Origin of the sequence: Micromonospora sp. NPDC051300, from assembly GCF_044455315.1 — a bacterium.
Lineage (GTDB): Bacteria > Actinomycetota > Actinomycetes > Mycobacteriales > Micromonosporaceae > Micromonospora > Micromonospora robiginosa.
This window is the reverse complement of the sequence record NZ_JBITEP010000014.1, coordinates 18940-33069: the sequence shown is the minus strand read 5'-3', so window position 1 is coordinate 33069 and position 14130 is coordinate 18940. Positions and strand designations below refer to the sequence as shown.

Below are 14130 nucleotides of genomic sequence, written 5' to 3'. Positions count from 1 at the left end.
GCGGGGGACTCGGCGAGCCGGCCGGGCAGCGGGGGAGGGGCATGGCGGACGAGCGGTTCGCGGCACCGCCGCCGGAGGGCTTCGGCCGGCGGCTTGACGAGCACGCCATCGACGCCGGCGCGGCGGAGCCGGAGCGTCCCGACGGCCTGGTCGACAGCGGCGTCTACGTCGACGGCGTTCGACGCGCGTCACCGGTGGGCCTCGCCGACACGTTCCGCTGCCTGCAACAGCTCGACGACGCCATGGCCTGGATCGGGCTGCGCCGGCCCAGCCGGGAGCAGATCGCCTCGCTGGCCGCCGAGTTCCAGCTCCCCGAGCTGGCCGTCGAGGACGCGATCAACGCCCACCAGCGCCCCAAACTGGAGCGGTACGACGACACCCTGTTCGTGGTGCTGCGCGCCGCCCGCTACCTCGACGCGCGGGACGCGGTCGAGTTCGCCGAGCTGCACCTCTTCCTCGGTCCCGGGTTCGTGATCACCGTCCGGCACGGCGGCACGCCCGACCTGGCCGCCGTGCGGCGCCGGCTGGAGGCCGAGCCGGGCGTGCTCGCGCTCGGCCCCGAGGCGGTCCTGTACGCGGTGCTCGACCGCGTGGTCGACGGCTACGCCCCGGTGGTCGCCGGCCTGGAGAACGACATCGACGAGATCGAGACCGAGGTGTTCGGCGGCGACCCGAAGGCCAGCCGCCGCATCTACGAGCTGAGCCGCGAGGTGATCCAGTTCCAGCGGGCGGCGCGACCGCTGCTGAAGGTCGTCGAGGCGCTCGCCGGCGGCTTCGACCGCTACCGCACCGACGAGGAGTTGCGCCGCCGGCTGCGCGACGTGGCCGACCACCTCACCCAGGTGGTGGAGCGGGTGGACGGGTTCCGGCACCTGCTGCAGAGCATCCTGACCGTCAACGCGACACTCGTCTCGCAGGCCCAGAACGAGGAGATGCGCAGCCTCACCGCGGCCAGCTTCGAGCAGAACGAGGAGGTCAAGCGCGTCTCCGCCTGGGCGGCGATCCTGTTCGCGCCCACCCTGATCGGCACCGTCTACGGGATGAACTTCACCCACATGCCGGAGCTGGGCTGGCGGTACGGCTACCTGTTCGCGGTCGCGCTGATGCTCGCCGTCTGCGGTGCGCTCTACCTGCTGTTCAAGCGACGCGGCTGGCTGTGAGCCGGCCCGACCGGCCGCGGGCCGCGACGCCGGCCAGGACCGCCGTGCCGAGCAGCGCGGCGGCGGGGGCGACCACCAGGCCGTACCGGACGCCTGCCGACACCCCGGCGAGCGCCGAGCCGGCGGCGCTGCCCACCACGAACGCGGTGCTGACCCAGGCGAACGCCTCGGCCACCGTGCCCGGCTCGGCCAGCCGCTCGGCGGTGAGGAAGACGGCGGTCAGCAGCGGCGGCAGCGCCAGCCCGCTCACCGCGAGCAGGCCCGCCATCGGCGCCGGGCCGGGCGCCAGCAGCAGCGGCAGGAAACCGGCGGTGAGCGCGGCGGCCAGCACCGGCAGCCGGCCGGGCCCACCCGGCCGGACCCGGGTCCAGGCCAGGCCGCCGACCAGCGCGCCGGCCGCCTGCGCGGCCAGCAGCCAGCCGCTGAGCCGCCGGTCGCCGGCCGCCTCGGCGTAGGCGGTCACCGCCACCGCGATGCTGCCGACCGCCGCGCCGACGCCGACCACGCCGAGCGTCATCACCGCGAACCGGGGTACGCGCAGCGGCCCGGCCCAGTGCCGCACCGCGGCCACCCCGCGCCAGGCCCGGGCGGCCGGGCTGAGCGCGTACAGCGCGGTGCCGGCGAGCTGCGCGAGGGCGGCGGTGAGCAGCCCGGCGGCCGGTCCGCCGACGGTCACCGCGAGCAGGGTGACCAGCGGCCCGGCCACGAAGATCACTTCTTGCAGGGCGATGTCCAGCGTGTACGCGGTGGGCACCGTGCCCGGCGGCAGCAGGTCCGGCCAGAGCGTGCGCAGGCACGCCTCCAGCGGAGGGGTGCCGAACCCGGCGACCGCCGCGCCGGTGACCGCGCCGGCCAGGTGCCCGCCGGTGAGCGCCACCGCGCCGAAGCCGAGGCCGGAGACGACCGCCGCGGCCCAGAGCACCGGCGGCTGCCGCCAGCGGTCCACCGCCCGGGCCAGCAGCGGCGTGCCGAGCGCCATCCCGGCGGTGTACGCGGCGACCAGCAGGCCGGCGGCGGCGAGGCTGAGCGACTGGCGGGCGAAGAGCAGCAGCGCCAGCGGACCGCTGGCGGTGGGCAGCCGGCCGATCTGGCTGCCCAGGAGCACCCGGGCGACCTGCGGCGCGCGCAGCACCGCCCGGATCGAGCTGTCGACGGACATGGGGCATCGCTCCCGGAGGTGAGACGTCGGGTGAGGGGCGTGGCACGGCACGCGCCTCAGGGAGCGAAGTCGGCCCGCTCGTGGTCGTCGCCGTAGAGCGGGAGCGCAGGCGTGATCCAGTGCGCGTACGCGGTCGCCGGGATCACCAGCCGACGGTAACCCATAGGGTGTCGGGATGGTTGACCGGCGAGCGGAGGTGCCGGCCCAGCGGGGGGACCGCCGGCGCGGCGGGGCGCGGCGGGGACTGCCGGGCCGGTGCGCGCGGCTCGTCGCGTCCCGGCCGTTCGAGATCGCGATCGTCGTGCTGATCATGGCCAACGGCGCGGTGCTGGGCATCGAGACGTACCCGCACACGGGCGCCACGGCGTCGGTGCTACGCGGCACCGAGTGGATGTTCCGGGTGGTCTTCGTCGTGGAGATCGCCATTCGGGTGCTCGCGTACGGTCGCCGGCCGCAGGACTTCCTGCGGCACGGCTGGAACGTGTTCGACCTGCTGGTCACCGTGGCGATCTTCGTGCCGGGGCTGCACGGCGACTCGGCCGTGCTGCGGTTCGTCCGGGTGGCCCGGGTGCTGCGGCTCGTCCGCTTCTCGCCCGGCCTGCGCACCATCGTCACGGCGCTGTGGCGCAGCCTGCCCGGCGTGGCGGCGTTCCTCGCGCTGGCCGGCGTCACCCTCTACGTCTACGGGATGGCCGGCTGGTTGATCTTCGGCGACCGCTACCCGGAGCAGTACGGCGACATCGGCCGTTCGCTGGTGACGCTCTTCGTGCTGCTCTCCCTGGAGACGCTGCCCGACCTGCTGGAACAGGGCCTCGAGGTGTCGTCCTGGACGCTGCTCTACTACGTCAGCTTCGTGATGATCGCGGTCAACCTGCTGCTGAACATCCTCATCGCGGTCATCGTCAACTCGATGGAGGAGGCGCGCCGGCTGGAGATGACCGAGGGGCTGTCCCCGGGCTACGACTCCGACGGCGACGGGGTGCCGGACGAGGTGGACCGGATCGCGATCAGCCAGCGCCTGGACGACCTGCGTACGGTGATCGCCGAGCTGGAACGGGAGCTGCGGATCGACCGGGAGGACGTGCCACGGCGCTGAGGGGCGGTCCCCGGCCGGGATGATGCCCGTCGATCTCATCCTGCGGGTGGCGCGGCCTGCTCCGCTGCTCACCGGGCCATGACAGTTCTGTGAAGAAACGCGCCTCGCGTTTGGGCGGCGGCCCGATCGGGGCACCGAACGGGACGACAGTTCATTCGGAAGAACAGGACGGCTCTCGTGGAAGTTACCGGTTTCCTCACCGCGATCATCATCGGTCTCGTCATCGGCGCGCTCGGCCGCCTGGTGGTGCCGGGCAAGCAGAACATCCCGATCTGGCTCACGCTGGTGATCGGTGTGGTCGCCGCGATCCTGGGCACGCTGGTGGCCGGCCTGTTCGGTGTCGACGACACCGCCGGCATCGACTGGATCGAGCTGCTGCTCCAGGTGCTCTTCGCCGCCGCGGGTGTCTACATCGCCGCCGGCGCGTACGGGCGCCGTCGCCACTGACGCTTGGTAAGGAGGGGCCCCTTGTTATGCAGAATGCGTTAACAAGGGGCCCCTCCTTACGCGCTACTCGCGCCAGCCGGTCAGGTCGACACCCCTGGCCAGCTCCACCCGGAAGCCCAGCGCGATCTCGCCGCTGTCGCCCGGGGCGAGCGTCAGCCGCCAGGTCAGCTCGCCCAGCTCGGTACGCTCCGCCGGCGGCGGCGTCACCGCCGTCTCCCGGACCACCACCGCCTCGTCGCGCGACACCGGCAGTTGGTCGCGCACCTCGACAGTCGCCTGTCGTGGCGTGTGGTTGGCGACAGTGATCCGGTATTCGACCTCGCGCCGCCGGGTCGAGCCGAGCGCCGCCTTCGTCTCGGCGCGCCGGTGCAGCTTCCGCTCCACCCGTAGCCGGTCGTCCACCCCGAGCGCCAGCTCGATCTCCTCGCCCGGCGCCCAGACCGGCAGCCCGGTCGACGCCACGAAGTCCGCGCCGTGGAACACCGCCGCCGGGCCGGCGAGCAGCGTGTGGTCCGAGCTGTTGCGCACCGTGGCCCGCAGGTGGGCCTCGGCGGCCCGGACCGGTGCGGTCACGTGGTCGAGCCGGGCCGGCAGCTCCAGCACCGCGATCGTGGCCCGGTGCGTGCTGCCGTCGGCCGGCACCGCCACCGGCCGCGCCGGCCGGTAGGTGGCCGCGCTGACCCCCTGCTCGACCTCGGCGACGCTCTCCCGCACCCTCGGCCGGGGCGCCGCGGACCGGGCCAGCGCACCGCCGCCGGCGGGCGCCGCCGGCACCGGCATGCCGAGCGGCATGTCCGCCGTCGCCGCGCGCGGGGGCGCCGGCCGGAACCGGTCGAGGTACCAGGGCGACAGTTCGGGTACGCCGGTGGTCGCGGCCGGCCGCGCGGTGGAGAGCCGCAGGTCGCACTCCGGCCAGTCCTCCCCGGTGCTCTGGCTGACCAGCCCGAACCAGGTGACGGTCATGGTGTCGTCGACCAGCCGCAGGTCGTAGGAGGGCTGCCAGCGGGCGCCGTCCACCAGGTAGGTCAGCTCCAGCTCGACCTCGGCGTCGTCGGACTCGACCGCGACGGTCACCTCGGCGGCCAGGTGGTCCGGTTCGCGCTTGCCGTGCGCGGCGGCGAGGTCGCGCTCGACCGCGGCCGTCTCCTTCGCCAGGTCGGTCCGCCGCCGGGCCAGCTCCCGCCGCCGGCTGCGGCTGTCGGCGGACTGGGCGGCGACCGAGTCGGCGAAGGCGGCCACGTCGGCCGGGTCCGCGTCGCCGGCGGCCAGCGCCCGCGCGTACGTGCCACCGGCGCGCTCGGCGAGCCGGTCGAGGAACTCGCCGCGCCGCTCCTCGATCCCGTCGGCGTCCTCGACCTCGGCCAGCTCGTCGGCCAGCTCGCGTCGCCGTCGCTCCAGGCCGACCACCTGGGCGTCGGTGCTGCTCGGCAGGCGTTCGGTGCGCACGTCCACGCCGAGCACGGTGGCCGCGCCCCGGCCGCCCACCCGGATCGAGTCCCGGCGCAGGCCGAGCGGGAGCGGGGCGACGCGTACCCGATGTTCGCCGGCGGCGAGCCGGAGGCCGGCGCGGCGGGTGACCCGTGCGCGGTCGGGATAGACGGTGACGCCGACGACGGTTGCCTCGATCTCCGGGGTGTCCACGGCGGCGAGGGTAGTTCAGCCGTGCATCTTGGCAGCGGTGCCCGTCTCCGTTACCTTCATGGGAACGCTCCCATGAACATAGATACATCTATGTAGTCAGGAGGAAACACGTCGTGGCTATCCTCTCCCTCCGCCGCCGCGGGTCGGCCGCCCTCGGCGCGGCGGCCGTCGCCGGCCTGACCGCCGCCGGCGTCTGTCTCAGTGTCGGCGGCGCGTCCGCCGGCACGGTGTCCGGATCGCTCTATCGCGACCCGAGTTCGGCGGTCGTGCGCTGGGTCGCCGCCAACCCCGGCGACTCCCGTGCCGCCGTCATCCGCGACAAGATCGCCAGCCAGCCGCAGGCGCGCTGGTTCGCCAACTTCAACCCGTCGACCATCCAGTCCGAGGTCTCCGGGTTCGTCGGCGCCGCCAACGCGGCCCAGCAGATCCCGGTCCTGTCGGTCTACGAGATCACCAACCGGGACTGCGGCGGGGCCAGCGCCGGTGGGGCGCCGGACCTCAACCAGTACCAGACCTGGGTCGCCAACTTCGCCCGCGGGCTGGGCAACCAGACCGTCCTGATCATCCTGGAGACCGACTCGCTCGCGCTGCAGACGTGCCTCAGCGGCGCCGAGCTGAGCGCGCGCAACCAGGCGATCTCGACGGCCACCCGGACCATCAAGTCGGGCAACCCGAACGCCAAGGTCTACCTCGACGGCGGCCACTCCACCTGGAACAGCGCCAACGAGACGGCCAACCGGCTCCGGAACGCCGGCGTGCAGTACGCCGACGGCTTCTTCACCAACGTGTCGAACTTCAACCCGACCTCCGGTGAGGCGAACTTCGGCCGGGCGGTCATCTCCGCGCTCAACGGCATGGGCATCTCCGGCAAGCGCCAGGTCATCGACACCAGCCGCAACGGCGGCGCCAGCGGGGACTGGTGCGCCGACGACAACACCGACCGACGCATCGGGGCCTACCCGACGACGAACACCGGCGACGCCAACATCGACGCGTACCTCTGGGTGAAGCCGCCCGGCGAGGCGGACGGCTGCCGTTACACGGCCGGTTCGTTCCAGCCGGACCTGGCGTTCAGCCTGGCCAACGGCGCGCCCAACCCGCCGACGACCGCGCCGCCGACCACCGCGGCGCCGACCACCGCGCCGCCGACGACCGCCCCGCCGACCACCGCGCCCCCCACCACCACGCCGCCGCCGACCGGCAACGGCTGCTCCGCGTCGGTGGTGCTCAACCAGTGGTCCGGGGGCTTCACCGCGAGCGTGACGGTCACCGCCGGCTCGGCGGCCCTCAACGGCTGGACCGTGACCCTCACGCTGCCCGGCGGCGCCGCGATCACCGGCGTGTGGAGCGCGCAGGCCAGCGGCACCAGCGGGACCGTCCGGTTCACCAACGTGGGCTACAACGGCCAGGTCGGCGCCGGGCAGTCGACCAACTTCGGCTTCCAGGGCAACGGCACCGGCCCCGGCGGGACGGCCACCTGCGCCGCCGCCTGACCACGCTCGACACCCGGGGCCCGGTGCGGAGGATCGCTCTCCGCGCCGGGCCCCGCGTCGCCTGCCGCACGGTGACTCGTTGAGCCCGGCATGGAACGGGCAGAAGGAACAAGAGGGCGGTCGGTCTACGGCCTGAACGTGCACGGCCTCGACGACGTCGACGAGCTGCCCGCGTACGACGACACGCTGCCCGACCAGATCCCGGTGCACGTCCGGCAGGTGTCCGAGGGGCCGGTTCCCGAGCCGGTGCCGATGACCGACCGGTACGGCGTGTGGGTGATGCCCAGCGGCCGCACCTTCGTCGCCGACCGCGACCGGGGCACCGCCACCTACCACGGCGAGCCGGTCCCGCCCGACGTGCTCGCCCACCCCTACCTCGCCCCGGTGGCCACCGTGTTCAACCGCTGGGCCGGCCGGGACACGTTCCACAGCGGCGCGTTCGTGCACGCCGGCGTCGCCTGGGCGGTCATCGGCCCCCGTACCGCCGGGAAGTCCAGCCTGCTCGCGGCGCTCGCCACGCGCGGCGTGCCGGTGCTCAGCGACGACATCGTGGTCCTCGACGCGGAGCGGGTGTGCGTCGGCCCGCGCTGCGTCGACCTGCGGCAGCCGGTGCCCGGGGTGGACCCGGTGCGCCGTACCGTGCGCTTCGGGTCCCGGCTGCGGGTGCCGCTGCCGCCGGCCCCGGCGCGCACCCCGCTCGGCGGCTGGCTCTTCCTGCACTGGTCCGACGAGGTGTCGATGCGGCAGATCCCCGGCCCGGAGCTGCTGACCCGGCTCGCCGCCGCCCGGTCCTGGTCCTGGTTGACCTCGGACCCGACGGCGGTGCTCGGGATCGCCGCCCTGCCCGCGTGGGACCTCGGCCGGCCGAAGGACTGGTCCGCGCTGGACCGGACCTGGCGGCTGCTGGACGGGAACCTGACCGCCGCCCGGGCCGCCGAGATTCCGGCCTGAGCGGCGGCCCGCCCGGCGGCCGGCCGGGCCGCCGGGCGGGACGAGCCGACCGGGGTACGGCGGCGGCCGGGTCAGGCCGCCCGGGTCAGGCCGTAGCGGCCCAGGTCGGTGAGGAACGTGGTGACGTCGTCCCGGGCCCGGGCCCGGTCCACCCCGCCGCCGCCGACCAGGACGTCGACCAGGTCCTCGGTCGTCGCCCCGGTGACCAGCCGGCGCCAGAGCAGCGCGGCGGAGCGGTCCAGTCCGTAGTAGACGGACTCCTGCAGGTCGAGCAGCACCGTCTCCCCGCCCGTCTCCCGCCAGGTGACCCGGCTGGTGTCGACCCGGTAGGCGGTGTCGTGTGGATTCATGTCGTGACCTCCCGGTCGTCGGTGGCCCGGGCCGGCGGCACGACGGGCGCCGGTCCGGGCGGGTTGGCGCGCAGCCAGAGGTGCTGCACGAGCAGTGCGGTCCGCCACGGGATCCGCTCGCCGGCCCAGACCGCGCGGAGCCGGTCCCTGTCGACCAGGTCGGCGTCGACGCCGGTGCCGTCCCAGCCGCGGACGAACTCCCGGGTCGGCAGGCGCAGGAAGACGTCGCCGAAGAGGGCCTTGCCGCGGGGTGCGGTGACCTCGGGCGGTAGCGCGTCGCCGCCGATCGCGGCGAGCAGGCTCCGCCGGGTGGGATCGCGCCGGTGCCCGTGGTGTGCGGCCAGCGCGTCGCGGAAGCCCTCGTCGAAGAGCGGGTGAACGGGCCGGACGTCGTGGTCGGCGCCGATCGCGTCGAGCGCGTCGAGCATGAGCAGCCGGTCCCGGCTGCGGGCGTGGTACGCCATCCGGTCGCCGAGCCGGTGCGGCTCGCCCCGTACCCACTCCCGGGTGGCCCGCCGAACCTGCGCGGCGACCTCCGGACGCAGCCAGGTGAGCGGCGGGGGCGGCGGCGGGTACGCCTGCCCCAGCGCTCGGCGGCGCAGCCTGCCCAGCCGCACCCGCAGCCGGGTGCGCAGCGGGCGGCGCCAGCCGGCGAGGATCTGGTCGCCACCGAGGCCGGTCAGCATCGCCCCGCCGGCCGCCAGCTCGACGACGGGCAGGTGCAGGTGCACGTTCGCCGGATGCCGTACGCCGTGGCGACGCAACGACCGGCGGGCCACCGGGCCCACCAGGTCCAGGTCGTCGTCGGCCCGCAGGATCTGCCAGTCGGGCAGGCCCAGCGCGCGGATCACCCGCTCCTGCCAGGTCGATTCCTCGGCACCTGGCGCACCGGTGAACCGCCAGGTGACCGGGACCGGGTCGGATAGCCCCTCGCGCCGGGCGACCCGGACGGCGACGGCAAGCACCAGCGACGAGTCCAGCCCGCCGGAGAAGCTCAGCACGCACGGCGACCGGCGCAGCGCGGGCCGGACCGCCGCCTCCAGCGCGGTCAGCGGGTCGGGCGCGGGCCCTCCGGCCGGTCGCGGAGGACCGGGCGGTACCAGGCCGATCGCCAGCCCGGCGGCGATGTCGCGGGACGTGGGACGCAGCACGGATGTCTCACTCTCGGGTCAGGGTGCCCCGGCGCGCGCCGACCCGCAGCGCCCGGCCGAAGACCCAGCAGGACAGGGGGAGCAACAGCGCGACGCCCGCCAGCAGGCCGGCGGCCGACCCGGCCCACGCCTCGCCGGCGACTGCCGCGCGCAGTCCGTCCAGCGCGATGCGGGTGGGCAGCACGGCGGTCAGGTCGGGCAGCGGGCCGGGGAGCGCGCTGACCGGGAAGTAGGTGCCGGACACGAATGACAGCCCGACCGCCACGAGCCGGGCGGTGGTCTCGCCGTAGCCGACCGCGACGGTGAGGGCGGCCAGCGCGATGCCGATGCCCATCACCGCGGCGCCGCTCAGCGCCAGCAGGGCGGCGACACCCCACCAGTCGGCCCGCCCGACGTGGAGGTCGAAGAAGACGACGAGCAGGGCGAGGTAGACCAGCGCCCGGGCGAGGGCGAACAGGATCGGGTGGACGGACAGCCCGATCGCCAGCACCGGGCTCGACACCGGCTGGGCGGCCAGCATCTCCAGCGTGCCGCTGCGCTGCTCGCGGGCGATCCGCCTGGTCAGTTGCGCGGTGCCGGCATGGATGACGAGCATGAACACGACGCCCATGGCGACGAAGTCGAAATAGCCGGACGCGAGCGCGGGGTGCTCACCTGTGGGTGCGAGGACCCGCGAGATGAACAGGTAGACCAGCAGGTTCACCACACCGAAGGCGAACTCCAGCAGCAGCGGCAGGCGGATCGCGCGCCGACCGCCGAGGTCCCTACGGGCGAGGGCGAGCAGCGCCGCCCCCGCGGACGCGCCGGCGGTGGCCGGTTCCCGGCGCGGCGGCGCGGGCCGGGTGCGCAGCACGTCGGTCATCCACCGGCCCCCAGGGTGATCTCCCGGTAGCCCCGGTCCCGCCGGTCCGCGTGGTGTGACACGACCACGCAGGTCAGGTCCGTCCGCCGGTCGAGGGCCGCCCACAGCCGGGCGCGCGAACGGGCGTCCAGCGACCGGTCCGGCTCGTCGAGGACGACCAGGGCGGGGTCGCCGACCAGGGCACGGGCGATGCTCACCCGGGCCCGCATCCCGGCGGAGCACCGGCCGACCGGCACGCTGGCGTAGTCACCGATGTCGAGTTCCTCCTCGACCCGGGCGACCGCCCGGGCGGCGGCCGGCCGGTCGAGCCGGATCCGGGCCACCAGGGCCAGGTTCTCCCGGGCCGACAGCTCCTGGTAGAGGCCCTGTTCCGGGGCCAGGCAGACGCCGGTGAGGCGCCGGGCGGCCGCCGTGCCGACCGGGTGGCCGGCGACGGTGGCGCGCCCGGCGCTCAGGGTGAGCGTGCCCGCCAGGCACCGCAGCAGGGTGGTCTTGCCGGCCCCGTTGGGCCCGGTCAGCAGCGCCCGGTCGCCTGTCGACAGGGACAGGTCGAGCCCGCTGAAGGCCCAGCGCCGGCCGAATCGCCGGCCGCCCTGTCGCAGTTCCAGCATGAGGAATCTTCCGTGCGATCGCGGTGGCCGGGCTCAGGGCTGGGTGACGTCGCTGCCGAGACCCGTGCCGTCCGGGTCGTCGGTGCCACCGCCCAGGGTCAGCTCGGCGAGGGTGCCGAGCCGCTGCACGACCGGCGACTGGTAGACGTCGCCTGTCGACGCCGGCTGATCGTGTTCGACGTGCTGCATGACGTACCTCCGTGTGTGCTGGTGGTTGTGCGGCGACCGTAACCAGGGAGCGGACACTCCCCGGCGAAGAATGCGAAAAGCGGACGAACGACGCTGGCCTTTCACTCGCCGGTGACCGCCGGCTACCACTTCCGGGGGGTCGCGCCGGATCGCCGCATCCGGGGCCGGAACCGGTCGTTGTCAGAACGTGAACGGGGGAACCGCACCGCTGCGGTGCGTCGACGGGCGGGGGCCGCGATGACCACGATCTCCCGGTCGGCCCGCTGCCTCGCCCTCGACGCCACCGCCGTGACGCTCTGCGCGGCGCTGGCCGACCGGGGCGTCCCGGCCGTCCTGCTGAAGGGGCCGGGGCTGGCCCACCACCTCGGCCTGCTCGGACGGCGGACCTACAGCGACATCGACCTGCTGGTCGCCCCCGGGTCGTTCGACCTGGCGCAACGGCTGCTGGCCGGGCTCGGCTGGCACAGCCCGCTCCCGGACGACCCGACCGCGTACGAGCGGCCCTGGCACCTGCCCGGATCCGTCGTGCTCGCCGTCGACCTGCACCGCGGCTTCCACGGCGTCGACGATCGGGAGACCTTCTGGGCCGAGCTGCACGCCTCGGCCGAGCCGCTCCCGCTCGCCGGCGGGACGGTCCCCGTGCCCGGTCCGGCGGCCACCGCCCTGCTGGTCGCGCTGCACGCCGCCGTACCCGGGGACTCCACCAAGCCGCGCGCGGACCTGGAGCGCGCCCTGGCGGTGTTTCCCGACGAGACCTGGCGGGCGGCGGCCGGCCTGGCCGAGCGGACCGACGCGGCGACGCTCTTCGCGGTCGGCCTGCGGTCGGTGCCGGGCGGCGCCGAGCGGGCGGCGGCGCTGGACCTGATCCGGCCGGCGAGCACGGCGCTGTGGCTCCGGGCCCGCCGGGGTTCCTCCGTCGCGTTCGGCCTCGCCCGGCTCGGCGAACTCCCCACCACCCGGGCCCGGCTGGGCTACCTGGCCCGCCGGCTGTGGCCGACGGCGGTCGAGATGCGACACACCGTCCCGCTGGCCCGACGCGGGCGGCACGGGCTGCTGCTGGCCCGGGCCCTGCGCTTCGGCAGGCACGTCGGGCGGGTGCCCCGGGCGGTGCCCGAGCTGCGCCGGGCGGCGCGCCGGATCGCCGAGGAGGCCGCGTCCGGCGGGCGACCGGTGGCCGGTGTCCCGCCGCGCGACGCCGGCCGGCGGTCGGCGGCGCTCGCGCTGGTCCGGGTGGTCCGGCGGGACGGCCTGCCGGCGGTACGTACCGCCGCGTGGACCGCCCGCGCCGTGCGGCTGCTCCGCAGGCAGCTTCCCCGCCGCAGCCTGGACGCCGTCCGGCTGCCCCCACCCCCGGCCGTCGCCGGCGGACACCGCCACGTGGTGCTCGCGGTGTTGCGCCGCACCGGCGCGAACTGCATCGAGCGGTCCCTGGTCCTGCAACGCTGGTACGGGAGCCAGCGGGTCGCCCGGACGCTGGTGATCGGCGTGACCACGCCCAGCGAGGGGTTCCGGGCGCACGCCTGGCTCGACGGCGACACCGACGCCGAGCGTGAGTCCATGGTGGAGCTGACCCGACGGCCCACGCCGCCGGACTGGCTGGCCGGCGACGGCCGGGCGCCCTCCCGCGTCGGCTGAGGCGGTCGCGGCGGCTCCGCGATATCGTGGACGTGGGCAGAGCGCCTGCCCGCGCCTGATTTGACAGCCCACGCCTGAGCACATCCCGGGGCCAAGAGTCGCCGACTCCGCGCGGTCGTGTCGAGCTTCCGGCGTGCCTGTCACGCCGCCGTTCGGTGCGGGGCGTGGGGCCGCACCGGAGGCGCCATGTCCGATGCCGAACCGCGCGACACCCACCGCTCCGGGCGCGCCCGCAAGCGGGCGATCCGGGAACAGGCCGCCCGCGCCGGGGTCCCCTACTCGGTGGCGGCCCGACAACTCGACGCGGCGGGTCTCCGGCCCGGTGAGACCCTGTCCAGCTACGGGCGCACGATCTATCCGACCGGCTCCGACCCGTACCGCCAGATGCTCGTGGCACGCCGCGAGCGGCGGTCGTTCGAGGAGCGGGTGGCGGACACCCGGCGGGCCCGGGAACTGCCGGACGGCCGGGCCCGCCATCTCGTCGAGCGTTTCCCGCCCACCCGGGGGATGCCGGGCGTCGGGGTCGGCCCGCTCTACCACGGCGAGGGGCGTCAGGAACTGCTCGCGATGGCGTACCTCGTCGTCGCGGCCGAGTCGCCGGGGCTGCTGCCCGAGGTGGGCGACCTGGCGTGGATCTCCGAGATGGGTGAGGAGACGGCGCTCGACACGGCCTGCGCCGAGCTGGACCGGGAGGCCCGTCGGCTGCTCGACCGGCCCCCGGCGGTGCTCTGGTCGGCGATCGGGACGGCGCTGGCCGAGGCCGAGCGCGGCGGCGACAGGCGGTTCCGCCAGGAGGCGGTACGGCACGCCGCGCTGTTCCGCGCGACGGTGACCCCGCGGATGGGTGACGCGGGGGAGCCGTACGTGGCGGAGCTGCCCGTCGCCGGGGTCCGGCAGATCCTGGACGCGCTGCTCATCGTCGCCGACGACGGGCACGCGCCCGGGACCCGGGTGCGCCTGCTCCGCGACCCGGACCGGGGGCGGACGGGCACGATCACCGGCGTCCGGTGGGGGCGGTGTGGGCCGCCGGTCGGCTATGACGTCTGGCTCGACGGGGCGAGGATGCCGCTGTCGGCGCGCGCCGACGAGCTGGTGGTGCTGGCCGCGCAGGAGTCGTCGCCGCGGTGAGTCCACTGACGACGCCTCCCGCGCGGCCACGGGTTTCCCGGCACCACCGGCGGGGGTAGAGATCGCCTCGCCCGTCAGCCGATCCCGAGGAGACTGCCATGTCGGTGCAAGCGTTTCTCTATCTGGTCGCGGTCATCCTGCTGGTGCTCGCCGCGCTGCCCATCCCCACCCGGGGCCTCTCGCTCGCGCTGCTCGGGGCGGCGTGCGCCCTGCTGGCCTACGCCTGGCCGGTGATCACCGGCTAGCGCGGGCGGCGA

The 14130-nt window shown here is 75.2% G+C and carries 15 protein-coding genes; 8 read left to right on the top strand and 7 right to left on the bottom strand.

The window, feature by feature from the left end; all coding sequences use genetic code 11:
- The first annotated feature begins 41 nt into the window (after positions 1–41).
- Positions 42–1160 carry a magnesium and cobalt transport protein CorA gene (locus ACIA5A_RS17305; protein WP_396762766.1) on the top strand — a complete coding sequence of 373 codons (1119 nt, stop codon included), beginning with the start codon at positions 42–44 and terminating at the stop codon, positions 1158–1160.
- On the opposite strand, the gene ACIA5A_RS17300 is transcribed toward ACIA5A_RS17305, so the two are convergent.
- Positions 1138–2319 carry an MFS transporter gene (locus tag ACIA5A_RS17300; RefSeq protein ID WP_396762763.1) on the bottom strand — a complete coding sequence of 394 codons (1182 nt, stop codon included), beginning with the start codon at positions 2317–2319 and terminating at the stop codon, positions 1138–1140. The genes ACIA5A_RS17305 and ACIA5A_RS17300 overlap by 23 nt on opposite strands.
- A gap of 175 nt (positions 2320–2494) precedes the next feature.
- Between ACIA5A_RS17300 and ACIA5A_RS17295 the strand changes: the two genes are divergently transcribed.
- Positions 2495–3415: an ion transporter gene (locus ACIA5A_RS17295; RefSeq protein ID WP_396762760.1), complete on the top strand. Its 921-nt coding sequence runs from the start codon at positions 2495–2497 to the stop codon at positions 3413–3415.
- A 177-nt stretch (positions 3416–3592) separates the two neighbouring features.
- Positions 3593–3862: a GlsB/YeaQ/YmgE family stress response membrane protein gene (locus tag ACIA5A_RS17290; protein ID WP_091062484.1), complete on the top strand. Its 270-nt coding sequence runs from the start codon at positions 3593–3595 to the stop codon at positions 3860–3862.
- A 63-nt stretch (positions 3863–3925) separates the two neighbouring features.
- On the opposite strand, the gene ACIA5A_RS17285 is transcribed toward ACIA5A_RS17290, so the two are convergent.
- A complete protein-coding gene (locus ACIA5A_RS17285) occupies positions 3926–5503 on the bottom strand; it encodes a DUF4139 domain-containing protein (protein WP_396762756.1) in 1578 nt (525 codons plus the stop codon).
- 113 nt (positions 5504–5616) lie between these two features.
- On the opposite strand from ACIA5A_RS17285, the gene ACIA5A_RS17280 reads away from it, so the two are divergent.
- Both ACIA5A_RS17280 and ACIA5A_RS17275 read left to right on the top strand, forming a co-directional pair.
- Complete coding sequence (locus ACIA5A_RS17280) at positions 5617–6996, top strand: glycoside hydrolase family 6 protein (RefSeq protein ID WP_396762753.1); 1380 nt, start codon at positions 5617–5619, stop codon at positions 6994–6996.
- Positions 6997–7086: 90 nt separating this feature from the next.
- Positions 7087–7947, top strand: coding sequence for a hypothetical protein (locus ACIA5A_RS17275; protein ID WP_396762750.1), 861 nt, complete (start codon positions 7087–7089; stop codon positions 7945–7947).
- Between the two features lie 71 nt (positions 7948–8018).
- Here ACIA5A_RS17275 and ACIA5A_RS17270 read toward each other — a convergent pair whose 3' ends face one another.
- The 5 genes from ACIA5A_RS17270 to ACIA5A_RS17250 are packed head-to-tail and all read right to left on the bottom strand — an operon-like array spanning position 8019 to position 11110.
- A complete protein-coding gene (locus tag ACIA5A_RS17270; protein ID WP_396762747.1) occupies positions 8019–8297 on the bottom strand; it encodes a PqqD family protein in 279 nt (92 codons plus the stop codon).
- Positions 8294–9448 (bottom strand): asparagine synthase-related protein, encoded by a 1155-nt coding sequence (locus ACIA5A_RS17265; protein ID WP_396762745.1) that lies wholly within the window; start codon positions 9446–9448, stop codon positions 8294–8296. The genes ACIA5A_RS17270 and ACIA5A_RS17265 overlap by 4 nt, the downstream gene beginning before the upstream one ends.
- A 7-nt stretch (positions 9449–9455) precedes the next feature.
- Positions 9456–10310, bottom strand: a complete 855-nt coding sequence (locus ACIA5A_RS17260) for an ABC transporter permease (protein WP_396762742.1) — start codon at positions 10308–10310, stop codon at positions 9456–9458.
- On the bottom strand, positions 10307–10921 hold the full coding sequence (locus tag ACIA5A_RS17255; RefSeq protein ID WP_396762740.1) for an ATP-binding cassette domain-containing protein: 615 nt from the start codon (positions 10919–10921) through the stop codon (positions 10307–10309). Before ACIA5A_RS17255 ends, ACIA5A_RS17260 begins: the two co-directional genes overlap by 4 nt.
- Positions 10922–10954: 33 nt before the next feature.
- Entirely contained in the window at positions 10955–11110 is a 156-nt protein-coding gene (locus ACIA5A_RS17250; RefSeq protein ID WP_396762738.1) for a lasso RiPP family leader peptide-containing protein, read from the bottom strand.
- Positions 11111–11347: 237 nt separating this feature from the next.
- On the opposite strand from ACIA5A_RS17250, the gene ACIA5A_RS17245 reads away from it, so the two are divergent.
- The 3 genes from ACIA5A_RS17245 (at position 11348) to ACIA5A_RS17235 (ending at position 14118) form a co-directional block, all read left to right on the top strand.
- Positions 11348–12745 (top strand): lasso peptide biosynthesis B2 protein, encoded by a 1398-nt coding sequence (locus ACIA5A_RS17245; protein WP_396762735.1) that lies wholly within the window; start codon positions 11348–11350, stop codon positions 12743–12745.
- A 186-nt stretch (positions 12746–12931) separates the two neighbouring features.
- The gene (locus ACIA5A_RS17240; RefSeq protein ID WP_396762732.1) at positions 12932–13873 is read left to right on the top strand and encodes a hypothetical protein; all 942 of its coding nucleotides are present in this window, start codon (positions 12932–12934) and stop codon (positions 13871–13873) included.
- A 98-nt stretch (positions 13874–13971) separates the two neighbouring features.
- Positions 13972–14118 carry a hypothetical protein gene (locus ACIA5A_RS17235; RefSeq protein WP_181571485.1) on the top strand — a complete coding sequence of 49 codons (147 nt, stop codon included), beginning with the start codon at positions 13972–13974 and terminating at the stop codon, positions 14116–14118.
- Positions 14119–14130 lie beyond the last annotated feature (12 nt).